This is a genomic window from Nocardioides fonticola, assembly GCF_039536805.1.
In the GTDB taxonomy this organism is placed as follows: Bacteria; Actinomycetota; Actinomycetes; order Propionibacteriales; family Nocardioidaceae; genus Nocardioides; species Nocardioides fonticola.
The window spans coordinates 21,178-45,605 of the sequence record NZ_BAAAZH010000013.1 but is presented as its reverse complement, the minus strand read 5'-3'; the positions used below and the strand labels follow the sequence as shown (position 1 = coordinate 45,605).

The window sequence follows — 24,428 nt, the reverse complement described above, 5'->3', positions numbered from 1 at the left end:
ACAACGGGGCGGCCTTCGGAGTCACAGGGGCTGTGCAACGTGGAGCTGCGGGGAATCGAACCCCGGTCCTCGAGCGCCGAACCAGGTCTTCTCCGGGTGCAGTCTGCGCTAGCGCTTTTCTCGGCCCCGGTGCTCGCACAGACGCGTCACCGACAGGCTCAGTCGGGTTTGAGTCCCGATCACCCACCCCGACGGCAGGTGATCGGCGAGTCTCCTAGATGACGCCCAGGTCCGAGCCGGAGACGGATACTCGGTTGGACGCTTCGATCACCGCTCAGGCGGCGAGAGCGAAGGAACTGCGCTTAGCGTTGGCAGTTATGGGTTTCCAGCGGTCGTTTACGAGATGTCGCTGGCTCCTCGACCCGCTTCCCCTGGAACTAACGTCCCAAGTCGAAACCGATCAGCCCCCTGTTGAGTTGTGACTCCAGCCTAGCGCGCCTCAGCCTGAATCCACCGGTTGCCCGCTACTGCGCGACACCATCCGGGCGCCCTGGCTTCGTTACCGACGCTCGATGGTGCACCCAGACCGCCGTCGCGCCGGCGCCTTGCCAGGACACCCGCCTGGCGCCGCTCGTTACGCGGCGCACCGGTGGATGCAGGCTCAGGCGCGCAGCCACCTCGATATCGCCTCGGCGCCCGGGCCCTCCAGGTCGTCGAGCAGCGCGGTGCGGCCGCAGAGGGCGGCGCCGAGCGCGGCGGCCGGCCCGGCCACCTCGGTGGCGCCGGCCTCGCCGCCGCTCCATCCCAGGTCGGTGGCCCGGACGGCGAGCGGTGGGCGCCCCTTGGGCACGAAGGCGCCGACCGCCTTGCGGGTCAGCAGGAACTCCAGCACCTCGCCCCACGGCTCCCGCGGGACGCCGAGGGTGAGGCCGAGCGGGACGGTGATGTCGAGGGCGTGCACCCGCAGGTCGGCGAGCGGCGCGTGCCAGTCGAAGCCGGGCGGGGTGAAGCGACTCTGAGCGACGCGTCGCAGCTCGGCGGCGAGCGCGTCGCGGTCGAGGTGGCGCCGGTTGTCGACCATCAGATCGTTGGCGCGGGGGAAGCGGCCCCGGGCGCGCACCATGACGCCGAGGAACTCCCCGATCGAGGCGGTGGGGCCCACGAGCAGGTGGGTGGCGACGTCCTGGACGGTCCAGGCTCCGCAGAGGCTGGGGGTCGAGAGCTGCGCGGGGGTGAGGGTGGCGATCAGGTCGGCGATCGCTCGTCGTTCGTCCGCGATGACGGCGAAGGGGAGTTCCACGCGCGGCAGGCTAGCGCCCGCGGAACAGCCGTTCCCCGTTGTCCAGACAGACGGCCCGCAGCCACTCCTCCCCCAGCTCCAGCCGCTCGAGCGCCTCGAGCTGGTGCACGTAGGGGTAGGGGATGGTCGGGAAGTCGCTGCCGAAGAGCACCTTCGGCGCGAGGTCGCGCAGCCGCGCGGTCAGCGACGCCGGGTAGGTGGTCTCCCAGAAGTCGGTGAAGACCATCGTGGTGTCGAGGTGGAAGCGCTCGTAGCGGTCGGCGAGGTCGCAGAAGTCGAGGTAGTCCGGCGCCCCCAGGTGCGCGGCGATCACGGTCAGCCGCGGGTGGGCGGCCATCAGCCGCGCCATCGGCTCGGGTCCGGTCAGGTCGGTGCCCACGGGCGCGTGTCCGGCGTGGATGAGCACCGGCACACGCGCCTCGGTCAGCAGCCCCCACGCGTCATCGAGCAGCGGGTCGAGGAGGTCGAACGCGCCGACCTGCACGTGCACCTTCACCACCTCGACGCCGTCGTCGATCGCCGCCGCGAGGTAGGCGACGACGTCCGGCTCCGGGTAGAGGGTGGCCGACCGGATCGCTTCGGGGACGCCGTCGGCGAACCGCGCCGACCACTCGTTGAGGCCCTCGGCGATCCCCGGCCGGTGCGCGTAGGGCAGCGAGGGGAACCGGAGGACACCGCAGGCCCGCAGGAACTCGACGCGCTCCTCGGTGCTCTGTCGGTAGCGGATCGGCCACGGCCGCCCGATGAGCGGGCCGGCTGCGTCGAACTGCGCCCACACCTTGGCCTGGAGCCGCTCGGGCAGGAAGTGGGTGTGCGCGTCGAAGATCCCGCGCAGCCCCAGCCGCGCAGCGAACGCCCGGACGTCGGCGGCGTCGTCGGCCCAGGCCGGCTCAGTCACGCATGCCCTTCATGCGGCGTCCGACCTCGACCTGGATCTCGCGCTGCGCGGTGCGCTCGGCGATCGCGTTGCGCTTGTCCCACGACTTCTTGCCCTTCGCCAGGGCGATCTCGACCTTGGCGCGGCCGTCGTTGAAGTACAGCGACAGCGGGACGACGGTCAGGCCCTTCTCGCTGACGCGGCGCTCGATCTTGTCGATCTCCTCGCGGTGCAGCAGCAGCTTGCGCTTGCGCCGTGCGGAGTGGTTGGTCCAGGTGCCGTTGGAGTACTCGGGGATGTGGACGCCGTGCAGCCACGCCTCGTGGCCGTCGATGTCGACGAACCCGTCGACCAGCGAGGCGCGCCCCTGCCGCAGCGACTTCACCTCGGTACCCATGAGCACCAGCCCGGCCTCGTAGGTGTCCTCGATGTGGTAGTCGTGTCGCGCCTTCTTGTTCTGCGCGATCATCTTGCGGCCCTGCTCCTTCGGCATCCCCCCATCCTCCCAGGTCGGGTCAACGGAGTTCGCCGGGGAGCCGCGCTCCGGCTACAGCCAGTTCTCGGGGTCGACCGGGGTGCCGTTGACCAGCACCATGAAGTGCAGGTGGCAGCCGGTCGACCAGCCCGTGTCGCCGACGTACCCGACGATGTCGCCGCGCTGCACGCGGTCGCCGACGTCGACCCGGTAGCCCGAGGCGTGGTTGTAGACGACGGTGAGGTTCTTGCCGTTGACCGAGCCGAGGCTGACGTAGAGGCGGTTGCCGTAGACGTCGCTCCAGTAGCGCTGGGTGACGACGCCGGTGCCGGCGGCGCGCATGCCCTCGCCGCACGAGACGCCGAAATCGGTGCCGTTGTGCAGGCCCCAGTACCCGTAGATCGGGTGGATGCGGTAGCCGTAGGGCGAGGTGACCGGGCCGGTGACGGGCGGCAGCAGGAAGCCGCCGGGGTCGGCGGTGATGCCGCCGCCGGCACGGCGCTGCTCCTCGATGATCTGCTGGCGGATCCGCTCCTCGCGATCGCGCAGCTTGGCGAGCGTGGCCTTGGCCCGCTTGCTCTCGGCCTTGGCCTGGCGCTGGGCGTCCTCGCGGTCGGCGACGAGCGCGCGCACCGAGCGCTCGGCGGCTTCCGCCTCGCGGGTGAGCTTCTTCATCTCGGCGAGGTTGTCGGCCGCGGCCTGGCGCTCGGCGGCGACCTGGTCGGTGGCGGCCTGCACCTCGTTCTCGCGGGCGGCGAGCTCCTGCTCGGCGTCCTCGAGCTCGCCGTAGACCTGCGCCTCACGGCCCACGATGCTCTCGTTGAGCGCCTCGCGGCGGGTGAGCTCCTCGGTGGAGCCGGCCTGGAGCAGGTTGGAGAAGGCGATGAGCTGCGGGTCGCCCTGCTCGTAGAGCGAGCTGACGGTGTCGCGCACCATCGTGCGCTGGGCCTCGGCGCGGGCCTGACCCTCGGCGAGGGCGACCTGCGCGGCGTCCAGGCGCTGCTGGGCCTCGACGAGACGCTGGGCCATCTCGGCGTCGCGCTCCTTCGCCGTCTTCAGGCGGGCACGGACGTCGTCGAGGTGCGCGCGGGCCGTCGACAACTCGGCCTTGGCGGCGGCCAGTCGGGCGGCCGCGCGGCGCATGCCGGCGCTGGCCTCGTCGAGGTCGGACTCCGCGTGCTTGATGTCACGGCGCACCTGGCTCTGCTTGTCGTGCAGGTCGTCGGCGTTCGCGAGCGGGACGGCGACCGCACCCGTCGCGACGACGAGGGTCGCGGCGAGCGCCACGAGGCGTCGGCGGGTGGCGCAGAACAGCAGCGCGCCGGGGAAGTAGCGCATGTCAGCCCATCAGGTGTTCGGGGAAGTGAACCCCCCGACGGTAACCGCCGCGACTCAGACTTTGATGTATTTGCGGGTCAGCAGGAGTGTCGGCAGCAGCGCGATCACCGGGCCGAGCACAGCCACGATCGCGAGGGAGTAGAGGTAGTCCTCCCAGCCGATCCACGGGATGAAGCCGAGGAAGTCGCGCAGACGGTCCTGGACGCCGAACTGCATGGACGCCGCCAGCGCACCGCCGGCCAGGACGACGCCGATCACCGCGGTCACCAGCGCCTCGAGGAGGAACGGCAGCGCGATGTAGACCGTCGAGGCGCCGACGAGACGCATGATCGCGATCTCCTTGCGGCGGGCGAAGGCCGCGAGCCGGATCGTGTTGGCCACCAGCAGCAGCGCGGCGACGACGAGGAAGATCGCGACGCCGAGGGAGGCCCACTGCATGACCTCCATGCTGCGCAGGATCGGCGCGACCGTCTCGCGCTGGTCCTTGATGCCGGCCACGCCGTCCAGACCCTGCACGGCGCTCTCGATGCCCTCGTACTCGTTGGGGTCCTTCAAGGTGATCCAGATCGACTGCCGGAACGCCGAGGGCGTCAGCACCGGGGTGTCGCCCTCGAACAGCTTGGGGTCGAAGAGCTTCTGCGCCTTCTCATAGGCGGTCTGCTGCGACTCCAGGTAGTAGGAGGCCACCTGGGGGTTGCTCTGCACGACCTTCTCGATGGCCTTGAGCTGCTGCGGGTTCACCGCACCCAGGCAGGCCGGGTTGGGGTCGTCGTCGCGGCACAGCTGGGCGGTGATCTGCAGTTCGTTGCCCCATTGCAGCGCCGCGGCGTCCGACTGCCGCTTCACCAGGACGCCGGCGCCGACCAGGGTCAGCGAGACGAACAGGGTGAGGATCACCGCCAGGTGCATCGACAGGTTGCGGCGCAGGCCCTGGCTGAGGTTGGAGAAGACGTAGCGCATGGGAGCTCTCTGGTGAGGGTCAGTGCTGGAAGCCGTAGACGCCGCGCGCCTCATCCCGGACGACGCGGCCGGTGTCGAGCTCGATGACGCGCTTGCGCATCTGGTCGACGATGCCGTGGTCGTGGGTGGCCATCACCACGGTCGTGCCGGTGGCGTTGATGCGGTCGAGCAGCTTCATGATGTCGACCGAGGTGGCCGGGTCGAGGTTGCCAGTGGGCTCGTCGGCGATGAGGATCATCGGCCGGTTGACGAACGCGCGGGCGATCGCCACCCGCTGCTGCTCGCCGCCGGAGAGCTCGTCGGGCATGCGGTCGCCCTTGTCGGAGAGACCGACGAGCTCGAGCGTGGCCGGCACGGTGCGCCGGATCTCCTTCGGGGAGTGGCCGGTCACCTCCATCGCGAAGGCGACGTTCTCGGCGACCGTCTTGGTCTGGAGCAGACGGAAGTCCTGGAAGACCGTGCCGATCTGGCGGCGCAGCCGCGGCACCTTCCAGCCGGCGAGCCGGTTGATCTCCTTGCCGGCCACGTAGACGCGTCCGGCCGTGGGCCGGGTCTCGCGCAGGACGAGCCGCAGCGCGGTCGACTTGCCGGAGCCGGAGGTGCCGACGAGGAAGACGAACTCGCCCTTCTCGACGTCGACCGAGACCTGGTCGAGCGCAGGCTGGCTCGTGCCGGGGTAGGTCTTGGTGACCTTCTCGAAGCGAATCACCCGAGCGAGGGTACGTGAGCACCCTGAACGTTCCCGGGACGTCGCCCGGGCGTGTGGCGAGGCGATGGGACACGTCACACCCGCCGTGCCGCGGCGTCCGGGACCCGGCGCCGGCCGTTCACCCCTCCAGACCAGTCGGCGAACCGCTGCCGACCGGTGCACCGCGGCCCTAGCGTGTCGGCGACCGAACCGAGGGAGAAGCATGTCCGCACATCCGTTCCACCGTCCCGGCCGACGTTCCGGCCGACGTCTCGCCGGCATCGGCGGCGTCCTGGCAGCCCTGCTCACCGCCGGCCTCGCCACCGTCGTCGTCCCCACGGCCGACGCCGAGCGCCCCGCACCCGACGGACCGGCCGCGCATGCCGTCAACCTGCTCGGCCGCCAGCTGGCCGGACGCCGCGTGCTCGCCCGCCACGCCGACCGGCTCGACGCGCTCGCACGGGTGAACGGCATGCGCACCGCGCAGTTCCGGCGGATCCTCGCCGAGGACCCCTCGGCCCGGGTGAGCCGCAGCGGCCACCTCGTCTTCCGCGACGTGCTCGACCGGTCGCAGCCCGACGTGGCGCCGCGGGTGGCCCCCTACCCGCTGAGCCAGACCTTCAGCCTGCACAGCCGCCCCGGCTCACAGCGCACCATCTACATCGACGTCGACGGCTACACCGTCACCTCGAGCTCGGCCTGGGCCGACAACGGCATGGCCACCGGCACCTACCAGGGCTTCTCCCAGGACGCCGACTACGCCACCTTCAACGACGCCGAGCGCACCTTCATCCAGACCGTGTGGCAGCGGGTCAGCGAGGACTACGCGCCCTTCGACGTCGATGTCACCACCGCCGACCCGGGCACCGCGGCCATCGACCGTTCGAGTGCGAGCGACCAGGTCTACGGGACCCGCGCGGTCGTCACCGACTCCAAGGCCGCCCACGGCTCCTCGGCGACCTGCGAGGGCGAGCAGGGCTGCACCGGCATCGCCTTCACCGACGTCTTCGGCGACTACTCCGCGCACCAGGCCTACCAGCCGGCGTGGGCGTTCTCGGCCTACTACAACGACGTCGCCTCGGTGGCCGAGACCGTCACCCACGAGGTCGGCCACAACTTCGGCCTGGCCCACGACGGCGTCACCGGCGGCGACGCCTACTACGGCGGCCAGGGCAGCTGGGTGCCGATCATGGGCTCGGGCACCCGACCGATCATCCAGTGGAGCAAGGGCGAGTACGCCAACGCCGACAACAAGGAGGACGACCTCGCCATCATCGCCCGCAACGCGCCGCTCGTCGCGGACGACGCGGGCGGCACGGTCGGGACGGCGTCCACCACCCTGCCCACCACCACCCCGGCGCTCATCGGCACCCGCACCGACGTCGACGTCTACGCCCTGGGCACCTGCTCGGGGCCGGTGCAGGTGCAGGCCAGCCCCGCTCCGGTGAGCCCCGACCTCGACATCAAGCTCTCGCTCCTCGACGCCACCGGCGCGGTGGTGACCAGCGCCGACCCGCTGAGCGCGACGGTCTCCAGCGACCTCGCCTCCGGCATGGACGCCTCGGTGTCGACGACCGGCACCGGAGCCCCGCTCTACGCCGCCGTCGACGGCGTGGGCGCCGGCAACGTGCTCACGACCGGCTACACCGATTACGCCAGCCTGGGGCGCTACACGCTCAGCGTCACCGGCTGCGGCAGCGGGGCGACCGCGAGCCCGAGCCCGTCGGCCAGTCCGTCGGCCAGCCCGTCGGCGAGCCCGAGCGCGACGACGAGCCCCACGGCGACGCCCACCTCGACGCCGACCTCGACGCCGACCTCGACGCCCACGTCCACCCCGACCGGTCCGACCGCGACCGTGCCGGGCGCGCCGACCATCGGCCGGGCGAAGTCGGGTTCGCGCGGCGGACCGAAGACGGTCACCGTCGGCTGGTACGCCCCCGCGGACGACGGCGGCTCGGACCTCACCGGCTACGTGCTGTACGCCTACAAGGTCAACAGCGCCTTCGAGATCACCCGCACGATCTCCTACCAGGTCCCGCCGGACGTCACGAAGGTCAGCGTCAAGCTGCCCGCCGGGCGGTGGGCGTTCGCCGTCCTCGCCGTGAACGCGATCGGCGAGAGCGAGATCAGCGAGTTCTCCAACCTCGCGACCCCGCGCTGATCGCGCCCGGTCGCGCCCGTCGCGACCGTCAGGCACACCGCGGCGTCGGCCTCCGGGTCGGCGCCGCGGCGTCGTCCGCCCGCGGGTCGGCCGGGATCGGCGTCACTCCCGTCACAGGTGAGGGGCGAAACCTGATGTTGTGGGGCGAAACTTCGCCCATCAACATCAGGTTTCCCCGGCTGACCGGGGAAACCTGCCGCCGGCTCAGGCCTCGGCCTTCTCCTGCCCCCGACGCCAGCGGATGCCGGCCTCGAGGAAGTCGTCGATCTCGCCGTCGAAGACCGAGCTGGGGTTGCCCGACTCGTAGCCGGTGCGCAGGTCCTTCACGATCTGGTACGGGTTGAGCACGTAGTTGCGCATCTGGTCGCCCCACGACGCCGCGACGTCGCCGCGCAGGCCGTCGAGCTGGGCCTTCTCCTCGGCCTTCTTCAGCGCGAGGAGCTTCGCTTTCAGCACGACCATGGCGCTGGCCTTGTTCTGCAGCTGCGACTTCTCGTTCTGGCAGCTGACGACCGTGCCGGTCGGGATGTGGGTCAGGCGGACGGCGGAGTCGGTGGTGTTGACCGACTGGCCGCCGGGGCCGCCGGAACGGAAGACGTCGACGCGGATCTCCTCGTCGGGGATCTCGATCTCGTCGGTCTGCTCCAGCACCGGCACGACCTCGACGGCGGCGAAGGAGGTCTGGCGGCGTCCCTGGTTGTCGAAGGGGCTGATGCGCACCAGGCGGTGCGTGCCGGCCTCGACGCTGAGCGTGCCGTAGGCGTAGGGCGCGTGGATGGCGAAGGTGGCCGACTTCAGGCCGGCCTCCTCCGCGTAGGAGGTGTCGAAGACCTCGACGGAGTACTTGTGCTGCTCGGCCCACCGCACGTACATGCGCATGAGCATCTCGGCGAAGTCGGCGGCGTCGACGCCGCCGGCGCCGGCGCGGATCGTCACGAGCGCCTCGCGGGCGTCGTACTCGCCGGAGAGCAGCGTGCGCACCTCGAGGGACTCCACCGCGGTCTTGATCGAGCCCAGCTCGCGCTCGGCCTCGGCGAGGGAGTCGGCGTCCCCCTCCTCGGTGCCGAGCTCGACGAGGACGCCGAGGTCCTCGATGCGACCCAGCAGCGCCTCGTAGCGCTCGAGCTGACCCTGGAGGTCGGAGAGCCGGCCGGTGACGCGGGTGGCGTTCGCCTGGTCGTCCCACAGGTCGGGGGCGGCGACCTGGACGCCGAGGTCGGCGATCTCCGCGCGCATCGCGTCCAGGTCGAGCACCTGGCCGATGGTCTTCATCGTCGCCTGGAGTTGCTTGATCTCGACGTCGTAATCAGGGCCTGCCACAATCCTCCACCCTACGGGGCGACCCCCCGCCGGGGCGATTCCGGCAGGGGTTGCTGAGAGTGCGCACCACCCGCGTCCGTGTCACTCCGGACGGCCGAAGACCTCCGAGACGAACCAGACGCCGCTCGCGCTCTGGCGGGCACCGAAGCCGATCCGGGTGAAGCGGGACTCCAGGATGTTGGCCTTGTGCTCGGGCGAGTTCATCCAGGCGTTGACGACGGCCTGGCCGCTGGAGAAGCCGTAGGCGACGTTCTCGCCGACCAGGTTCATGCCGCACTTCTGCATGATCGGGTTCATCGACTGGTGAAACATCGAGTTCGCCTTGGCCTCCTTGCGGGCCTGCTTGACGGCCATCTTCTGCAGGCAGGAGTCCTTGGTCAGCGCCTTGATGCTGCGGCTGGTGCGCTCGTGGTTCGTCGCGGCGATGCCGTCCTTCTGGTACTCGGCCGAGGTGGCGGCCGCAGCCGGGCCGGCGAGGCCGACGACGAGGACGGAGCACGCCGCGGCGACCGCGGCGGACGAACGTGGGGAGAGGAAATGCATCCCGCCACCCTACGAAGGTCGGGCGCCGGGCGCCGCGATTCGTGCCAAGTAGGGTCTCCAGCCCCGGGTCGCGGTGATGTCCTCGGCGTCCTCCAGCGCCCACGGTTCGCAGATGAACCCGTGGACGACGCCGCCGTCGGCCAGCGTCACCTGGCCGATGCCGAGGGGGGCCACCACGGTGGCGAGGAACCCGCCGACCTCGGCGATCGGGAGCCGGTAGACCTCCACCTCGATCGCGGCCCCGCCCTCACGGACCCGGCGCAGACCGGGCTTGGGCGGGGTCGTGCCGCGCAACGCGTAGAACCGGTAGGACGGCGCCGTGGTGGTGCGGGCGACCAGGCGGGCGCCGCGGCTCAGGAGGTCGCCGTGCAGGGGCATGCCTTCGAGGTGAGCGCCGACGACCGCAAGGTCGAACCCCTCCCCCGGAAGCTCCCCCGGCAACGGGGCCGACGGGGCCGCCCGGGCCGCCGCGACGTCACGGCCCGCCAGGATCGCCTCGAGCGTGGCGGCGATACCGGCCAGCTCCGCATCGCGGCCGGCCGGGGCCTGGACGGTGACGCCGAATGGCACCCGCCCCGGCAGCCCGGGCAGGGCGATCGCACACAGATCCAGGAGGTTGGTGAAGGTCGTGAAGCGGCCCAGGCGGCTGTTGAGGGCCACCGGATCGGCCTGCATCTCGGCCACCGTGAAGGTCTCGGTGACCGTCGGGGCGAGCAGCGCGTCGACGCCGTCGAGCAGCCGGTGGGTGCGCCGACGCAGCTCCTGCATGCGGTCGAGGGCGGCGAAGGTGTCGACGCCGCGCACGGCGGCGGCGCCGGCGAGGACGTCGCGCACGGCCGGCCACACGGCGTCCCCCGAGGTCGCGACGAAGCCCTCGAGGCCGTCGAGGCGTTCGGCGAGCCAGGCCCCGGAGTAGAGCTGGTCGCCGGCCTCGAAGAACGCCTCCATCGGCACCGGCACCAGGTCGACGCCGGCGGCAGCGATGCGGCCCAGGGTCTGCTCCCACGCGGCCTGCTCGCCGCGCGATCCCCACCGGTCGATGCGGGCCGGCACGGCCAGCCGCAGTCCGGCGGGCGGCGCGGGCGTCGGGACGGCGTCCGGTACCGGGAGCGTGCGCGACCACGCGTCGTCCGGGTCGGGGCCCGCGATGACGGCGAGCACGGCGGCGGCGTCGGCGACGTCGTGGGCGAAGACCGAGGCGCAGTCGAGCGAGCGGCAGGCCGGCAGCATGCCGCGCCCGGAGACCAGGCCGACCGAGGGCTTGAGCCCGACGATCCCGTTGAGCGCCGCCGGCACCCGGCCCGATCCGGCGGTGTCGGTGCCGATCGAGAAGGGCACCAGGCCGGCCGCCACGGCGACCGCCGAGCCGGAGCTGGATCCGCCGGAGATGAGCTCGGGGTCGCCCACCGAGACCGGGACGCCGTAGGGGCTGCGGGTGCCGTTGAGACCGGTGGCGAACTGGTCGAGGTTCGTCTTGCCGACCAGCAGCGCCCCGGCGGCCGCCAGCCGCTCCACGACCTCCGCGGAGGCCTGCGGCTCGTAGGCGAAGGCCGGGCAGGCGGCGGTGGTGGGCAGGCCGGCGACGTCGAGGTTGTCCTTCAACGCGTACGGCACCCCCCACAGCGGCAGGCGGTCGCGGTCGGCGGGGTCGAGGGCAGCGGCCGCGGCCCGGAGGGTCTCCTGCGGGAGCAGCGTGATCCACACGTGGTCGTCGCCGCGCGCGGCGATCCGCGCGTAGACCTCGTCGACGACCTCGACCGGCGACACCCCGGCCGCGTAGCGCTCCCGCAGCGACCCCAGCGTGAGGGTCGCGTCCGTCATGCGACCGGTGCCGCCATGGAGGCCAGCAGCGCGGACGACGGCGCGATGGCGCCGAAGACGCCGCCCTGCATCGTCACCATCTTCAACGCCGCCTCGTAATTGCCCTTGTCGGTGGCGCCGGTGCAGTCGGTGAGCAGCAGGCACTCGTAGCCGCGGTCGTTGGCGTCGCGCATCGTCGTGTGCACGCACACGTCGGTGGTGATGCCGGTGAAGATGAGGTGCGTGATGCCGCGGGTGCGCAGCAGCAGGTCGAGGTCGGTGGCGTAGAAGGACCCCTTGCCGGGCTTGTCGATCACCAGCTCGCCCTCGATCGGCGCGACCTCCGGAACGATCTCCCACCCGGGCTCGCCGCGGGTGAGGATGCGGCCGCACGGGCCGTCGGAGCCGATGCCGGCGCCGATCTGCTGGCTGCGCCACAGCTTGTTGGGCGGGCAGTCGGCGAGGTCGGGGCGGTGGCCCTCGCGGGTGTGGACGACGAACAGGCCGGCCGCGCGGGCCGCGGCGAGCACCTCCTGGGTGGCCGGGAGGCCGGCGCGGGTGAGGCTGAGGTCGTAGCCCATGCGGTCGACGTAGCCGCCGGGTCCGCAGAAGTCGACCTGCCAGTCGATGTTGATCAGGGCGGTCGTCTCGGGGCGGAAGCCGCCGTCGTAGGGCCAGGCGTAGGGCTCGGCCTCGACAGGTCCGAAGGTGGTCATCGGGGTTCCTCTCGGCGGTGGGGCGGGGTTCGGTCGGGGTGGGGCGGGCGTCAGGACGTCAGGTCGGCGGGGTCGCCGAGCACGTCGAGCACGTCGGCCAGCAGGCCGACGGCACCGAAGATGCCGCCCGACATCTCGATCTGGGAGCGCGCTGCGGTCAGCAGCGCGGGGTCGTAGGGCAGGCAGCCGTCGAGCACCAGCAGGCACTCGAAGCCGCGGTCGTTGGCCGAGCGCAGCGTGGAGTGCACGCTCGTCTCCAGCCAGGAGCCGACCAGCAGCAGCTGGTCGCGGCCCAGGCGACGCAGCAGGGCGTCGAGCGGGCTGCCGTAGAAGCCGTCGATGCCGGCGGCGACGACGAGGTGGTCGGCGGCGATGTCGGTCAGGACGCCGTCGCCGGCCACGGCGCTCGGGGCACCGCGCCGGGGCGGGGCGGTCGTCACGGAGACGACCACCCCACCCTCGGCGCGGAGGCGGTCGGCGAGCGAGGCGACCGCGACCGGCACCCCCGGTGCGTCGTCCCCGAGCACCACCAGCAGGGCGGTGCGGTCGGGGGCGAATCCGGCGTCGTACGGCCAGGCGTACGGCGTGGTGCCGGCCACGGTCGTCATCGTCTCGATCCTTCCCGCAGTGCTACTCGAGTGCTCCTGGACGGCCCTACTGGGCGAGCTTGCCGACGACGCCCTGGACGAAGTAGTCCACCGCGTCGTTCTCGGCGTAGGTGGGCACGACGCCGTCCTCGACCTTGATGTCGCCGGCCTGGTCGTAGACGGGGCCGACGAAGGGCGAGCCGTCCTCGGTGGCCAGGAACTTCTGGGCCTCGGCGATCTTGGCCTGGGTGTCGGCGGAGACGTCGGGGCCGAAGGGCGCGAGCACGAACGGGTTCGTGCCGGTCTTGTAGCCGACCCGGTAGTTGGCGTTGTACTGGCTGCCCACGAAGTCGCCGGCGATGACCGTCTTGACGATGTCGGTGTAGAGCGGGCCCCAGTTCCAGACCGCGCCGGTGAGCCAGCCGTTCGGCGCGAGCGAGGAGGCGTCGGCGTGGTAGCCGACCGTCATGGCGCCGGCCTTCTCCGCTGCCTGGATGACCGTCGCCGTGCAGTCCTGGTGCTGGGTCAGCACGTCGACGCCCTGCGAGAGGAGGCTGTCGGCGGCGGCCTGCTGCTTGCCCGGGTCGCACCAGGAGGAGGTGCTCACCGTGATGGTCTCGGCCTTCGGGTTGACCGACTGCGCACCGCGCTCGAAGGCGTTGATGTTCGCGATCGTCTGCGGGATCGGGAAGGCGTAGACGTAGCCCAGCTTGTTGGTCTTCGTCGACGCACCGGCCGCGATGCCCGCCAGGTACATCGGCTCGTACACGGTGCCGAAGTAGGTGCCGGCGTTCTCGGGGATGTCGCCGGTGATCGTGTTGCCCTGCTGGACGACGACGACGTCGGGGTGCTCGGCGGCGACCTTCATCGCGGCGTCGAGGTGGCCGTAGCTCGTGGCGAAGATGAGCTTGGCGCCCTTGTCGATCATCTGCTCCATCGTGGTGGCGGCCGTGTCGTCCTCCGGGACGTTCTCGGCGGTGAGCACCTCGAGGTCGGGGAACTCCTTCTTGATCTCCTCGCTGCCCTCGTAGACGGCCTGGTTGTAGCCGTAGTCGTCCTTGGGGCCGACCATGATGAAGCCGACGGCCGGGGTGTCCTTGCCGGGGGCGTCGCTGCTGGAGGACGCCGTGTCGGAGGAGCCGGAGGACTCCGTGGCCGAGGAGCACCCCGCCAGGGCGAGGGCGAGGGCGAAGGTCGCGATGACCGCGCGCCCGGTACTGTGGCGAATCGACATGGATTTCCTTTCGTGTCACCCACCGCGTCCCGTATCGAGTGCCAGCTCCGGCGGGGCGCGGTGCGTTGTGTGGGGTTCTCCTGGGTGGTGCTCGGGAGTTCTGGGGGGTGCTGCGCGGGCGATCAGCCCGTGGAGGGCGCGTTCTCGAAGACCCGCTTGAGCTCGGCCGGCGAGGACGACAGCGTCCGGCGGCCGAGAACGGTGAGCACGACGAGGGTGAGCACGAAGGGCACCGCGTCGAGCAGGAACTGGTTGATGCCGTAGCCGCGGGCCTGGAGGGCCGGGCCGAGGGCGATCGCGCAGCCGAAGAGGTAGGCGCCGCCCATGACGCGCCACGGACTCCAGACCGCGAAGATCACCAACGCCACGGCGATGAAGCCGCGCCCGGAGACCATGTTCTCGAACCAGGCGTTGGCGTAGGCGGTCGAGAGGTGGGCGCCGCCGAGGCCGGCGAGCATGCCGCCGACCGTGACGGCGGCCAGCCGGGTGCGGCGGACGTCGTACCCGTGCACGACCAGGGAGTCGGCCCGCTCCCCCGCCGTCCGCACCAGCAGGCCGACGCGGGTCTTGAACAGCACGAACCAGACGGCCGGCACCAGCACGTAGGACAGGTAGAGCAGCGGATCGTGCTGGAAGAGCACCTGCCCGATGACGGGGATGGAGGAGAGGCCGGGCACGTCCCAGGTGTCGAAGCCGACGACGGCCTGGCCGACGTAGGAGGAGCCGAACAGCGAGGTGAGGCCCAGCGCCAGGAACAGCAGGCTGAGGCCCGAGGCCATCTGCGAGGCGCCGCGGTAGACGACGAGGTAGGCGTGCACGGAGGCGAGCAGGCCGCCGGCGAGCGCGCCGGCCAGCGCGCCGGTCCAGGGGTTGCCGCTCTCGACGCCGATCGCGTACGCCGACAGGGCGCCGACCAGCATGGAGCCCTCCACGCCGAGGTTGATGATGCCCGAGCGCTCGCTCACGGTCTCGCCGAGCGCGGCGTACATGATGCTGGTGCCGCCGGCGACACCGCCGGCGAGGACGTCGACTGCCAGGCTCATGATCCTGCCTTCTTCCGGGTCGCGGTGAAGCCGAGGACGGCGATGAGGATGAGCGCGGTCAGCACGTTGACCGACGCCGCGGGCAGCCCGGAGTCGAGCTGCAGGGAGTCGCCGGCCACCGAGAGCGCGGCGAAGACGAAGGCGGCGATGACGATCATCGAGGGCCGGTGCCGGGCCAGCCAGCAGGCCAGGAAGGCGGTGTAGCCGAGCTGGCTGCCGAATCCGGGCCGCAGCTTGTACTCGACGCCGGCGAACTGGATCATCCCGGCGAGCCCGGCCAGCGCCCCGCCGATCATGAGCGCGGAGAGCACGAGCACCCACACCTTGAGGCCGGAGCGACGGGCGGCCTCGGCGTTGCCGCCGGCCACCGACATCCGGAAGCCCCAGCGGGTGCGGTTGAGCAGGTAGGCGACCAGGACGACGGCGACCAGCGCCAGCACGATACCGACGTTGATGCGGGTGCCGGTGAGGACGGGCAGCTTGTCGAGGTCGGCGAGCTCCTTGGTGGTCGGCTGCCCGACCGGGTCCTCGCGCCAGGGCTGGTAGATGAGGAAGAGCAGCACGTCGAGGGCGACGAAGTTCAGCAGCAGCGTGCTGATCGCCTCGTTGACGCCGGTGATCAGGCGCATCGCGGCGGCCAGGCCGGCCCAGGCCGCACCGGCCAGAGCGCTGGCGAGGATCATCGCGACGAGCACCAGGCCGGGTGCTGCGCCGTCCCCGAGGGCCAGGTAGATGCCGCAGGCGGCGACGGCGCCGATGAGGATCTGCCCCTCGCCGCCGACGTTGGTCAGGCCCGCCCGCGCCGGGACGGCGACCGCCAACGCGCCGAGGATGAGCGGCGTCATCTGAATGACGATCTCCTCCAGTGAGCGCTGCCGCTGGAAGGTCGACTGCCACATGCCCTGGTAGGTCGACAGCGGGTCGGCGCCCTTCATGGCCAGCAGCACGCTGAAGATGCCGAGCGCGCCGAGCAGGGCGAGCACCCAGCGCAGCACCGGCAGCAGCGGACGCAGCCGCTCGCGCAGGCCGAGGTCTCCGGCGGGGACGACGGTGGCGGTCATGCCGCACCTCCGATCATCAGCTCTCCGATCGACTGGCGGTCGAAGTCGCCGACCGCGACCTCGCCGGCGATGTGGCCGTTGTGCATGACGACGATGCGGTCGGCGATGCTCATCAGCTCGTCGAGGTCCTCGCTCACCATCAGCACGCCGGCGCCGGCGTCGCGCCGCTCGAGCAGCAGCTCCTGGGTGCGGCGCACGTTGGCGATGTCCAGACCGCGGCTCGGATAGGCCGCGACGACCAGGGAGGAGTCGATGGCCAGTTCGCGGGTCAGCACGACGCGCTGGATGTTGCCGCCTGAGAGCTCGGAGACCTTGCGGTGCTGGGCGGCGATCTTCAGCCCGAGTCGCTCGTCGGCCTTCTCGGTGCGCCGGCGCACGCTGCGCCAGTCGATGCCCAGGCGGCGGGCGGGGAAACGGCGTCCGTCGAGCACCATGTGCTGGGTGACGTCGAGGCGGCCGACGACCGAGTCGGCGACCGGGTCCTCGGGGATGCTCACCGCGCCCGCGCCCAGCGCCTGCGCAGGGGTGCGCACCTCGACCCCGGAGACCGTGACCGTGCCGGTGGTCGGACGCCGCAGGCCGAGCGCGACCTCGCACAGTTCGCGCTGACCGCTGCCGGCGACCCCGGCGATGCCGACGAGCTCGCCGGGGCGCACCACGAGGTCGATGCCGACCAGGGCCAGGTTGCCCTTGTCGCCGATGCAGTCGACGCCGCGCAGCTCCAGGGCGGGCGCGATGGCGTCGTCCTGCACCGGCTCGGCGACGGTGCGGGCGAGGTCGGCGACGCTGCGTCCGACCATCGCCTCGATGAGCTCGGGGTTGGTGTAGTCGCCCGGCGTGATGTTCGAGAGCACCGTGCGGCCCCCGCGCAGCACAGTGGCGCGGTCGGCGATGGTGCGCACCTCGTCGAGCTTGTGGGTGACGATGACGACGCCGAAGCCCTGGCCACGCAGGTGGTCGACGACCTTGAACAGCGACTCGACCTCCTGCGGGGCGAGCACGCTGGTGGGCTCGTCGAGGATCACCAGGCGGGCGCCGGTCATGAGCACCTTGAGGATCTCCACCCGCTGGCGCTCGCCGATGGAGAGCTGGCCGACCTTGGCGGTGGGGTGGACGGCGAGACCGAAGTCGTCGCTGGCCTGGGCGATGCGCTCGGCGAGGCTGCCGAGCTTGAGCGTCATGCCCTCGGGCAGGGCCAGCGCCACGTTCTCGGCGACCGTGAGTGCCGGCACGAGGCGCAGGTCCTGGAAGACCATGCCGATGCCGTGCGCGCGGGCATCGGCGGGGCTGGCGATCTCCACCTCCTTGCCGTCGACCATCAGCTGGCCGGAATCAGGGTGGTAGACGCCGTAGATCATCTTGAGCAGCGTCGACTTGCCGGCGCCGTTCTCGCCGACCAGCGCGTGCACCTCGCCGGGCCAGATGCGCAGGCTGACGTCGGTGTTGGCCTTCACCTCGCCGAAGTGCTTGGTGAGACCGAGCACCTCCAGCAGCGGTTCCTCGTGGTGGAGCGTCATCAGGCCTCCCTGGCGCGGCGGCTGCGCAGCGATCGCTGGCGCATGGCGTCGGCGGCGCGCTGCTCGACGATGTCGAGCGAGGCGCCGATGTGGTCACGGAGCCGGTCGGCGGCGAGCTCGATGGCGCCGTCCAGCAGGGCCTCGACGATGCCGAGGTGCTCGCCGATGCTCGAGGTGATGCGATCGGCGGTGAGGAAGTCGTAGGTGCGCACGGGGCGGATGCGCACGTTGATGGTCTCCAGCATCTCGGCCAGCGCGAGGTTGCCCGAGGCGCGCAGCAGGCTGAGGTGGAAGCTCTCGTCGAGCTCGATGAAGGAGCCGTCGGGCTCGGGCGGGTCGGCCTGGATGGCCTCCCACTCCTCCTGGAGCTCCAGCAGGGCCTCGCGGTCGTGCTCGATGCCGTCCTCGCTCGCCCGCACGATGCCCCGCAGTTCGAGGGTCAGGCGCAGCTCGTAAAGGTCGCGCAGGTCGAAGAGGTCGATCTCGGCGACGTAGTAGCCGCCGTCGGTGAAGCGCTTGAGCAGCCGGTCGGCGTGCAGGCGCACGAACGCCTCGCGCACCGGCGTCCGCGACACCTGGAGCTGCTCGGCGATGGCCTCCTCGGTGAGGCGCTGGCCGGTCGGGATCTCGCCGAGCATGACCATCCTCCTCAGCTGGGTGTAGGCCTGCTCGCGCAGCAGGTGCGCGGCGGCGGAGCGGGTGCGGGGCGGTGCCGTGGGCGTCATCGGTTGCGGCTCTCTTCGGGTCCCGAGGTCGACGCCGGCGGGTGTATCCGGCGCTGTATACAAGGCTGTACACCGGATGTTTCGCCCGCTCGTCCGCTTGTGTTACGAACGCTCGACACCGGCCCGGGTTCGTGTTGCGGGGGCCTAACCTCGGGCTCGGCGGCCGAGAAGTTTCGTCGGTCGACCGACGAAACTTGCGCTGGTGTGACGCTGTGCAGGCATTCCGGGCCCGGGAACCTGCAGTACGTCACACCACGCCGCCCGGACGACCAGGAGTCCCGTGCTCGACCGCATCGCGCCGCTCGTGCTCGTGCACGGCACCGCCACCACCCCGGCGATCTGGGACGCCGTCGCGGCCGACCTGGCCGCGCGCGGGTACGACGTCCGCACGCCCGAGCGGCCGCGCACCGGCGATCTCGCCCGCGAGCTCGTGTGGCTGGCCGAGCAGGCGACCGGCTGCTGGGTGATCGGCCAGAGCGGCGGAGCGACCCTGGGGCTGGCGGCCGCGTGCACCGGCGTCCCCCTGGCGGGTGCGGTGCTGCACGAGCCGGCGGTCGGCTCGCTGGTGCCCGATCTGCTGGCACCGGTCGCGGCGGCGTTCGCCGACGGCGGCACCGCCGCGTTGGGCGCGACCCTCTACGGACCGGCGTGGCGGGCCGAGCCGGGCGCGGCGTCCGACGACGCCGTCACGACCCGGGAGCTGGCGATGTTCCGCGGCTTCGAACCCGGCGCGCTGCCGGCATCGGCCGGGCGGGTGCTGGTGACCCACGGCGCGCGCTCGCTGCCGGTGCGGGCGCGGGCCGCGGAGGCGGCCGCCGGGCTGGGCGCGGCGACCCGTCTCCTCGACGGCGTCGCCCACCATGTGGCGCTCGAGGCACCCGGCGCGTTCGCCGACGTCGTGGCGGGCTGGGTGGCGGGCTGGGTGGAGGGCCGGGCGGGGGCCTCGGTCTGAGACGTTTCTTCGGTCGACCGAAGAACCGTGCGCTGGGACGGCGACGTTTCGCCGTCCCAGCGCGGGTTTCGCGGCGTCAGGCCGCCGGCAGGCGCAGTCGCTTGGTGATCTGCTTGGTGTTGCCCGCGGCGTCGGCGAGCAGCAGGACGACGTCGTAGCGTCCGGCCGGCACCGAGGTCGGCACCTTCAGCTTGATCGTGCGACGCCCGGCCGCCAGCCAGCCGGTGGTGCGACTGGCCAGCAGGTCGTCGTGGTCGAGCAGTCGCAGACGGCCGGTCACCTTCTCCTCGGCGTCGATGCTCAGCAGCACGGTGCGGCGCTTGCCGCGGTGCTTCAGCTCGAGGCCGGCGTAGGTCGCGTCGACGAGGGTGTCGGTGGGCGTGGTCGGGGTGCTGGTCGGCGAGCTCGTGGGCGAGCTGGACGGCGTCGCAGTCGCGGTCGCGGTGGCGGTGACGGTGGCCGACGGCGACGCGGTGGCGGTGGGGGCGCCGTCCCCGAAGTCGAGGTTGACGGTGAAGGTGCCGGCGTAGCCGCTCGACACCGAGCCGGTGACCGGGATCTCCATGCTGGACTCGTAGATCGAGTCGGTGGCGTTGGTCGTGTCGCGGCTGCGCGACTTGGTGTAGGTGCTGGTGGCGAGCACCGTGTTGTTGACGGTGTCGGGGAAGAAGATCTGGGTCGTGAAGTTCACCGTCGTGCTCGAGTCGAGCGAGAGCCGCACCCGGCAATGGATGTGCACGGTGCGCGAGGTGTACCAACCGGGCCAGATCGTGGTGAAGGTGACCTGGCCGTTGGCGTCGGAGACCTGGTAGCCGCGCAGGAAGTTGTGACCGACCTCGTTGGGGTTGCCGCTGCCGGAGACGTCGGAGTAGACGCCCTGCGCGTCGGCGTGCCAGATGTCGACGTAGGCGCCGACCTGCGGCGTGCAGTTCGCGCCGGCGTCCTGGAGCTGGATGGTGAGGGTGAGCGGCACGCCGGCCACCGCCTGGCCGTCACCGGAGGGCCCGGTGTCGAAGCGGATGTCGCTGCGGTTCAGCTTCTCGTCGACCCAGAACGGGCCCTGGGTGGTGGTCGGCGTCAGCGTCGTGCAGCCGGTCGTGGCCGTGAGCGCAGCCCGGGACGACGTCGTCGGCACCGCGCCGACGGCGGCGTCCGCGAGGCCCTTGATCGAGAGCAGCGCGGCGGAGCTGACGCCGAGGGCGAGTCCACCGTGCAGCAGCGAGCGGCGGGTGGGCGTGGGTTCGGTCATGGGGTCCCTCCAGGAACGTGGGGCGGTCGTCCGACAGCGTGGTGGCCCACGCTTTCAGGACGCCGCCCCACCCCTGTGGGAATCCTGTGAGGCTCGTCGGTCCTCCGCCCGACCTCAGGTCAGGCTCACTCCAGGTCGAGGACGCCGGGACGCCGGCGGGCCACGAGCGGGCCGAGGGCGAAGCTGAGCGCGAGCAGCGCCACGACCCCGATCGCCAGCGGCGTGCTGCCGCCCACGAGCGTGGTGAGGTTCTGCAGGATCAGTCCGAGGAAGACGATCAGGCCGAGCGTGCCCAGCACCGGGGCGACCGTGGTGCGCCAGGCCCCGGTCTGGGTGCGCAGCTCCGGACGCCGGGCGAAGTAGGTGACGACGGCCGCGCCGGTGAGGCCGTAGAGCACGACGACGCCGACGGAGGCGAACCCGGCGAGCCAGGTGTAGAACTCCGCGATCGGGTCGAGGTCGGCGAGCACGCCGATCACCAGCAGCACGCCCACGACCGCGGAGGTCACCACCGAGGCGAGGTGCGGGGAGGCGTGGCGCTCGTGCGCCGTCCCGAGCCGGCCGGGCAGGGCGCGACCGCCGGCGAGGGTGAAGACGTAGCGGGCCACGATGTTGTGAAAGGAGAGGATGCAGGCGAAGAGGCTGGTCACGAAGAGCACCTGGATGATGTGCTCCCCGGCGCTGCCGAGGTAGTCGCGGGTGACGTCGGCGAGCAGGGTGGCGCCGTTGTCGGTGGCCTGGGCGACGGCGTCGTCGTCGCCGACCGCGCTGATGAGCGCCCAGCTGGAGACGGCGTAGAAGAGCGTGATGAGCACCAGCGAGATCGAGGTGGCGCGGGCGACGGTGCGCTCGGGGTCGCGGGCCTCGTCACGGAACACCGCGGTGGCCTCGAAGCCGAGGAAGCTCAGGATCGCGAAGAGGATGCCCAGACCGGGTGCGCCCGAGGTGATGGCCGAGGGGTCGACGATGCCGGTGGAGAGGCCGTCGGCGCCGCCGCGCACCACGATGACGAGGTCGAGCACCAGCACGATGGCGACCTCGGCGAGCAGTCCGACGGCCAGCACCTTCCCCGAGAGATCGATGTTGCGGTAGCCGAGGAAGCTGACGATCGCGAAGGTCAGCGCGGCGTAGAGCCACCACGGCTGGGAGGGGACGCCGTAGCTGACGAGCAGCGCGTCGAGGCCGGGGCCGATGAGTCCGAAGACGCCGGCCTCCAGGGTCACGTAGGAGAGCAGGGCCGCGAAGCCGGCGCCGAGACCGACGCTGCGACCGATGCCGGCGCCGATGTAGGACCAGAACGCGCCGGCGTCGCGCACGTGCGGGGTGAGGGCGGTGAAGCCGACCGCGAAGAGCAGCAGGACGACGCCGGCGATCAGGTAGGTGGCCGGGAAGCCGGTGCCGTTGCCCACGGCGATGCCGAGGGGCACGGGGCCGCCGATCACGCCGAGCGGCGAGGCCGCGGCGGTGACCATGAAGACGATGCTCCAGACGCCGAGGCTGCCGCGCAGGCGGCCGGCGTCCTCGTGCGGCTCCTCGGCGGGGCGGACGGGGGTGGTCTCGAGGGACATGGGGACCTCACAGCAGGACGGCGCGCGTGGGACGCGGCGGATGGCGGGGCGGGCAGTGGGGGGCCGGGTCGGAGCAGGCGCCGGGCGTAGACGGGCGCCGGGTGGGATCGGGCGCCGGGGCTCAGGTGTAGAGCGAGATGGGCTGGACGGCGCCGGTCAGGAAGTGCGCACCGACCTCGATCTTCTTGTACTCGACCGGGTCGTGGAGGCTGTGCGTGCGCACGTTGCGCCAGTGCAGGTCGAGGGCGTTGCGCGAGGCGGTGGAGCTGGCGCCGGTGACCTCGAAGACGCGGGAGGTGACGTCGAGGGCGACCTCGGTGGCCACCACCTTCAGGTGGGCGATGGCGATCTCGAGCTCGGCGCGGTCGTCGGCGGTGGTGGCGTGGCCGAGGCCGACGACCTCGTCGTAGCGGGCGTTGAGCCGGTCGGCCAGCGCCTCGACCGCGGTGGTGCGGGCGAGGAGCTCGCCGATGACGCGGGCGAAGACGGGGTCGTCGGCGTAGCGCTCGACCCCGGAGAGGAACCACGAGCCGCGGCGGGCCAGGGTCAGCTCCCGCGCCTGGGCCAGGGCGGCCTGGGCGATGGCGAGGTAGATGTTGCCGAAGAGCAGTTGGACGCCGGGGGTGACGACGGTCGAGAACGGCGTCCCGGTGTCGACGCCGATGACGTCGTCGGCGGTGATGCGCACCTGGTCGAAACGCACCGAGCCGCTGGCCGAGGCGCGGTAGCCGAGATGGTCCCAGTCGTCGAGGTGCTCGATGCCGGCGCGGCCGGTAGGCAGCGCGAGCACCACGAGCTCGCCGTCCCAGGGGCCTCCGGTGGCGACGGCGCCGGTGATGACGATGTCGGCGACGGCGGCGCCGGTGGCGAACCGCTTGGTGCCGCCGAGGCGGTACTCGGCGTCCCCGCCCGCGTGCACGAGCTCGAGGTCGGGGCTGACGGGGTTGAAGGCGTCGCTCCAGATCCACTGGCCGGCGGCGGAGTCGGCGAACCAGCGCGCGGCGCGCTCGGGGTCGGTGCCGTAGAAGCCGACGCAGGCCTGGTTGAGGTAGTGGTAGCCGAGGATCTGGCCGAGGGAGGCGTCGGCGCGGGCGATGGTGCGCACGACGTGGAACGCGGTCTCGAAGTGGGCGCCGTGGCCGCCGTGGCGGGCGGGCACGAGGAGCTCGGCGAGTCCGCTGTGGCGGATCTCCTCCAGCGCTTCGAGCGGCAGGGCGTTCTCGCGGTCGCGATCGGCCGCGCCGGGGGCGAGGCGGGCGGCCAGGTCGTCGGCCACCGCCTGCCAGCGCTCACGCTCGGCTCCGTCGGCCCGACCTCGCCAGGGTGCGCGCAGGTCGTCGGCGGTCGTGGTCATGGAGCTCCTCGTACCGGGGCACCGCCGAGTCGGTGCGAACCAATCTGTAGTAATTCAGTACAGATACTAAGCACGAGGACGACGGCCGGTCGCCACCTGGACCATCGGGATCGCCGTCACGGCTGACGGCCTCGCCTCTCACTCGGGGCGTCGCGCTCAGCGCCGGTGCAGGAAGCGACGGGTGACCGGATCCTTCTGGGCCTGCGCCGACCCAGCGCGCGACATGTCGCGGAAGAGCGCGCCGGCGGCGTACCAGCTCGGCAGGGCCACCCCGACGAACGCGACGGCCAGGGCCTGGCCCTGTACGGGAGGCCACAGGACCTCGGAGGTCGTCCGTTCGGCGGTGGCGAGCCGCACGAGGATGAGGGGGGCGAGCAGTCCGGCGGCGGCGAGAGCGGCGGAGAGGTAGCGGCGCGGGTGGACGTACCAGGCCCTCGCCTCGACAGCGTTCCGTACCGCCGAGCCGCCCCAGGACTCGGCCGTGCCCTCGGCTCCAGCGATCAGCCGCGGCAGGACGCTCCACCAGCAGTAGGCCTCGACGACGCGGCGTCCGATGTACCGCACGCGACGGGCCAGGACGGCGGCGATGGCGAGCAGACCCGACCCGCCGACCAGGGCGACGATCCGCACGGGGAGTGCGACGCCCTCCCACGCCACGACGGTGAGCAGCGCGGCGGCGCCGATGGCCATGACCCAGGCCAGGAGCGCGACTGCGAGCCGGCGCGGTTGGACGAGTTCTGCATCCAGCACACTGATGGCCCGAGCGCGCTGCATCAGATGGCCGCCGAGCAGCATGGGGTCGCCGTGGCGGGCCCCCTCCGAGATGATCACGAACTCCCAGGCGACGGCCGAGCTCAGCCGGGGCGCGTCGGTCGGGGCAGGAGGTGTCATCCGATCTCCTGGGAGACGGGCAAGTTCTCGCGAAGCGGGACGGTGGAGATCTCGGGGGCGTCGGGCAGGTGCTCGTCCGGGCCGACGATCCGGGTGCCGAGCACCAGGTGCGCGCGGGTGAAGGCCATG

General features: G+C 71.9%; 23 protein-coding genes and 1 other RNA gene. 2 read left to right on the top strand and 22 right to left on the bottom strand.

What is annotated here, in order from left to right:
- Positions 1-37: 37 nt before the first annotated feature.
- The 7 genes from ssrA to ftsE form a co-directional block, all read right to left on the bottom strand.
- Positions 38-408, bottom strand: a transfer-messenger RNA (tmRNA) gene (gene ssrA, locus ABD671_RS09805).
- Between the two features lie 193 nt (positions 409-601).
- Positions 602-1,240, bottom strand: a complete 639-nt coding sequence (locus ABD671_RS09800; protein ID WP_344733156.1) for a maleylpyruvate isomerase family mycothiol-dependent enzyme — start codon at positions 1,238-1,240, stop codon at positions 602-604.
- Between the two features lie 10 nt (positions 1,241-1,250).
- The gene (locus ABD671_RS09795) at positions 1,251-2,138 is read right to left on the bottom strand and encodes an amidohydrolase family protein (RefSeq protein WP_344733155.1); all 888 of its coding nucleotides are present in this window, start codon (positions 2,136-2,138) and stop codon (positions 1,251-1,253) included.
- Positions 2,131-2,610, bottom strand: coding sequence for an SsrA-binding protein SmpB (smpB, locus tag ABD671_RS09790; RefSeq protein WP_344733154.1), 480 nt, complete (start codon positions 2,608-2,610; stop codon positions 2,131-2,133). Before smpB ends, ABD671_RS09795 begins: the two co-directional genes overlap by 8 nt.
- A 54-nt stretch (positions 2,611-2,664) precedes the next feature.
- On the bottom strand, positions 2,665-3,930 hold the full coding sequence (locus tag ABD671_RS09785) for a peptidoglycan DD-metalloendopeptidase family protein (RefSeq protein WP_344733153.1): 1,266 nt from the start codon (positions 3,928-3,930) through the stop codon (positions 2,665-2,667).
- 54 nt (positions 3,931-3,984) lie between these two features.
- Entirely contained in the window at positions 3,985-4,890 is a 906-nt protein-coding gene (gene ftsX, locus ABD671_RS09780) for a permease-like cell division protein FtsX (protein ID WP_344733152.1), read from the bottom strand.
- 19 nt (positions 4,891-4,909) lie between these two features.
- Positions 4,910-5,599: a cell division ATP-binding protein FtsE gene (ftsE, locus tag ABD671_RS09775; RefSeq protein ID WP_344733151.1), complete on the bottom strand. Its 690-nt coding sequence runs from the start codon at positions 5,597-5,599 to the stop codon at positions 4,910-4,912.
- A 202-nt stretch (positions 5,600-5,801) separates the two neighbouring features.
- Here ftsE and ABD671_RS09770 point away from each other — a divergent pair, with 202 nt between their 5' ends.
- Complete coding sequence (locus tag ABD671_RS09770) at positions 5,802-7,739, top strand: zinc-dependent metalloprotease family protein (protein WP_344733150.1); 1,938 nt, start codon at positions 5,802-5,804, stop codon at positions 7,737-7,739.
- A gap of 204 nt (positions 7,740-7,943) precedes the next feature.
- Here ABD671_RS09770 and prfB read toward each other — a convergent pair whose 3' ends face one another.
- The 10 genes from prfB to ABD671_RS09720 all read right to left on the bottom strand — a co-directional run bounded on the left by prfB (position 7,944) and on the right by ABD671_RS09720 (position 18,285).
- Positions 7,944-9,059 (bottom strand): peptide chain release factor 2, encoded by a 1,116-nt coding sequence (gene prfB / locus ABD671_RS09765; protein WP_344733149.1) that lies wholly within the window; start codon positions 9,057-9,059, stop codon positions 7,944-7,946.
- 81 nt (positions 9,060-9,140) lie between these two features.
- Positions 9,141-9,602 carry a CAP domain-containing protein gene (locus tag ABD671_RS09760; protein WP_344733148.1) on the bottom strand — a complete coding sequence of 154 codons (462 nt, stop codon included), beginning with the start codon at positions 9,600-9,602 and terminating at the stop codon, positions 9,141-9,143.
- A gap of 9 nt (positions 9,603-9,611) precedes the next feature.
- A complete protein-coding gene (gene atzF / locus ABD671_RS09755) occupies positions 9,612-11,423 on the bottom strand; it encodes an allophanate hydrolase (RefSeq protein WP_344733147.1) in 1,812 nt (603 codons plus the stop codon).
- Positions 11,420-12,118, bottom strand: coding sequence for a biuret amidohydrolase (gene biuH, locus ABD671_RS09750; protein ID WP_344733146.1), 699 nt, complete (start codon positions 12,116-12,118; stop codon positions 11,420-11,422). Before biuH ends, atzF begins: the two co-directional genes overlap by 4 nt.
- A gap of 50 nt (positions 12,119-12,168) precedes the next feature.
- On the bottom strand, positions 12,169-12,726 hold the full coding sequence (locus ABD671_RS09745) for a cysteine hydrolase family protein (protein ID WP_344733145.1): 558 nt from the start codon (positions 12,724-12,726) through the stop codon (positions 12,169-12,171).
- A gap of 46 nt (positions 12,727-12,772) precedes the next feature.
- Positions 12,773-13,939, bottom strand: a complete 1,167-nt coding sequence (locus tag ABD671_RS09740) for a BMP family ABC transporter substrate-binding protein (protein WP_344733144.1) — start codon at positions 13,937-13,939, stop codon at positions 12,773-12,775.
- Between the two features lie 122 nt (positions 13,940-14,061).
- Positions 14,062-14,982, bottom strand: a complete 921-nt coding sequence (locus tag ABD671_RS09735) for an ABC transporter permease (RefSeq protein WP_344733143.1) — start codon at positions 14,980-14,982, stop codon at positions 14,062-14,064.
- Complete coding sequence (locus ABD671_RS09730; protein ID WP_344733141.1) at positions 14,979-16,043, bottom strand: ABC transporter permease; 1,065 nt, start codon at positions 16,041-16,043, stop codon at positions 14,979-14,981. Before ABD671_RS09730 ends, ABD671_RS09735 begins: the two co-directional genes overlap by 4 nt.
- Positions 16,040-17,560, bottom strand: coding sequence for an ABC transporter ATP-binding protein (locus ABD671_RS09725; protein ID WP_344733139.1), 1,521 nt, complete (start codon positions 17,558-17,560; stop codon positions 16,040-16,042). The genes ABD671_RS09730 and ABD671_RS09725 overlap by 4 nt, the downstream gene beginning before the upstream one ends.
- Positions 17,560-18,285: a GntR family transcriptional regulator gene (locus ABD671_RS09720; RefSeq protein WP_344733138.1), complete on the bottom strand. Its 726-nt coding sequence runs from the start codon at positions 18,283-18,285 to the stop codon at positions 17,560-17,562. Before ABD671_RS09720 ends, ABD671_RS09725 begins: the two co-directional genes overlap by 1 nt.
- Positions 18,286-18,565: 280 nt before the next feature.
- Between ABD671_RS09720 and ABD671_RS09715 the strand changes: the two genes are divergently transcribed.
- On the top strand, positions 18,566-19,237 hold the full coding sequence (locus ABD671_RS09715; protein ID WP_344733137.1) for an alpha/beta fold hydrolase: 672 nt from the start codon (positions 18,566-18,568) through the stop codon (positions 19,235-19,237).
- Between the two features lie 76 nt (positions 19,238-19,313).
- Here the strand turns inward: ABD671_RS09715 and ABD671_RS09710 are convergent, their stop codons facing one another.
- The 5 genes from ABD671_RS09710 to ABD671_RS09690 form a co-directional block, all read right to left on the bottom strand.
- The gene (locus ABD671_RS09710) at positions 19,314-20,486 is read right to left on the bottom strand and encodes an intradiol ring-cleavage dioxygenase (RefSeq protein ID WP_344733136.1); all 1,173 of its coding nucleotides are present in this window, start codon (positions 20,484-20,486) and stop codon (positions 19,314-19,316) included.
- A 125-nt stretch (positions 20,487-20,611) separates the two neighbouring features.
- Positions 20,612-22,054, bottom strand: a complete 1,443-nt coding sequence (locus tag ABD671_RS09705) for an APC family permease (RefSeq protein ID WP_344733135.1) — start codon at positions 22,052-22,054, stop codon at positions 20,612-20,614.
- Between the two features lie 121 nt (positions 22,055-22,175).
- The gene (locus ABD671_RS09700) at positions 22,176-23,408 is read right to left on the bottom strand and encodes an acyl-CoA dehydrogenase family protein (RefSeq protein ID WP_344733134.1); all 1,233 of its coding nucleotides are present in this window, start codon (positions 23,406-23,408) and stop codon (positions 22,176-22,178) included.
- Positions 23,409-23,564: 156 nt separating this feature from the next.
- On the bottom strand, positions 23,565-24,299 hold the full coding sequence (locus ABD671_RS09695; protein WP_344733133.1) for a hypothetical protein: 735 nt from the start codon (positions 24,297-24,299) through the stop codon (positions 23,565-23,567).
- Positions 24,296-24,427: a hypothetical protein gene (locus tag ABD671_RS09690; RefSeq protein ID WP_344733132.1), complete on the bottom strand. Its 132-nt coding sequence runs from the start codon at positions 24,425-24,427 to the stop codon at positions 24,296-24,298. The genes ABD671_RS09695 and ABD671_RS09690 overlap by 4 nt, the downstream gene beginning before the upstream one ends.
- Between the last annotated feature and the right edge of the window lies 1 nt (position 24,428).

Excerpts from the sequence above, each read along its gene's own strand:
- smpB (WP_344733154.1), bottom strand. The coding sequence starts at position 2,610 with ATGCCGAAGGAGCAGGGCCGCAAGATGATCGCGCAGAACAAGAAGGCG.
- ABD671_RS09785 (WP_344733153.1), bottom strand. The coding sequence starts at position 3,930 with ATGCGCTACTTCCCCGGCGCGCTGCTGTTCTGCGCCACCCGCCGACGC.
- ftsX (WP_344733152.1), bottom strand. The coding sequence starts at position 4,890 with ATGCGCTACGTCTTCTCCAACCTCAGCCAGGGCCTGCGCCGCAACCTG.
- ABD671_RS09770 (WP_344733150.1), top strand. The coding sequence starts at position 5,802 with ATGTCCGCACATCCGTTCCACCGTCCCGGCCGACGTTCCGGCCGACGT.
- ABD671_RS09760 (WP_344733148.1), bottom strand. The coding sequence starts at position 9,602 with ATGCATTTCCTCTCCCCACGTTCGTCCGCCGCGGTCGCCGCGGCGTGC.
- atzF (WP_344733147.1), bottom strand. The coding sequence starts at position 11,423 with ATGACGGACGCGACCCTCACGCTGGGGTCGCTGCGGGAGCGCTACGCG.
- biuH (WP_344733146.1), bottom strand. The coding sequence starts at position 12,118 with ATGACCACCTTCGGACCTGTCGAGGCCGAGCCCTACGCCTGGCCCTAC.
- ABD671_RS09745 (WP_344733145.1), bottom strand. The coding sequence starts at position 12,726 with ATGACGACCGTGGCCGGCACCACGCCGTACGCCTGGCCGTACGACGCC.
- ABD671_RS09740 (WP_344733144.1), bottom strand. The coding sequence starts at position 13,939 with ATGTCGATTCGCCACAGTACCGGGCGCGCGGTCATCGCGACCTTCGCC.
- ABD671_RS09735 (WP_344733143.1), bottom strand. The coding sequence starts at position 14,982 with ATGAGCCTGGCAGTCGACGTCCTCGCCGGCGGTGTCGCCGGCGGCACC.
- ABD671_RS09730 (WP_344733141.1), bottom strand. The coding sequence starts at position 16,043 with ATGACCGCCACCGTCGTCCCCGCCGGAGACCTCGGCCTGCGCGAGCGG.
- ABD671_RS09725 (WP_344733139.1), bottom strand. The coding sequence starts at position 17,560 with ATGACGCTCCACCACGAGGAACCGCTGCTGGAGGTGCTCGGTCTCACC.
- ABD671_RS09720 (WP_344733138.1), bottom strand. The coding sequence starts at position 18,285 with ATGACGCCCACGGCACCGCCCCGCACCCGCTCCGCCGCCGCGCACCTG.
- ABD671_RS09710 (WP_344733136.1), bottom strand. The coding sequence starts at position 20,486 with ATGACCGAACCCACGCCCACCCGCCGCTCGCTGCTGCACGGTGGACTC.
- ABD671_RS09705 (WP_344733135.1), bottom strand. The coding sequence starts at position 22,054 with ATGTCCCTCGAGACCACCCCCGTCCGCCCCGCCGAGGAGCCGCACGAG.
- ABD671_RS09700 (WP_344733134.1), bottom strand. The coding sequence starts at position 23,408 with ATGACCACGACCGCCGACGACCTGCGCGCACCCTGGCGAGGTCGGGCC.
- ABD671_RS09695 (WP_344733133.1), bottom strand. The coding sequence starts at position 24,299 with ATGACACCTCCTGCCCCGACCGACGCGCCCCGGCTGAGCTCGGCCGTC.
- ABD671_RS09690 (WP_344733132.1), bottom strand. The coding sequence starts at position 24,427 with ATGGCCTTCACCCGCGCGCACCTGGTGCTCGGCACCCGGATCGTCGGC.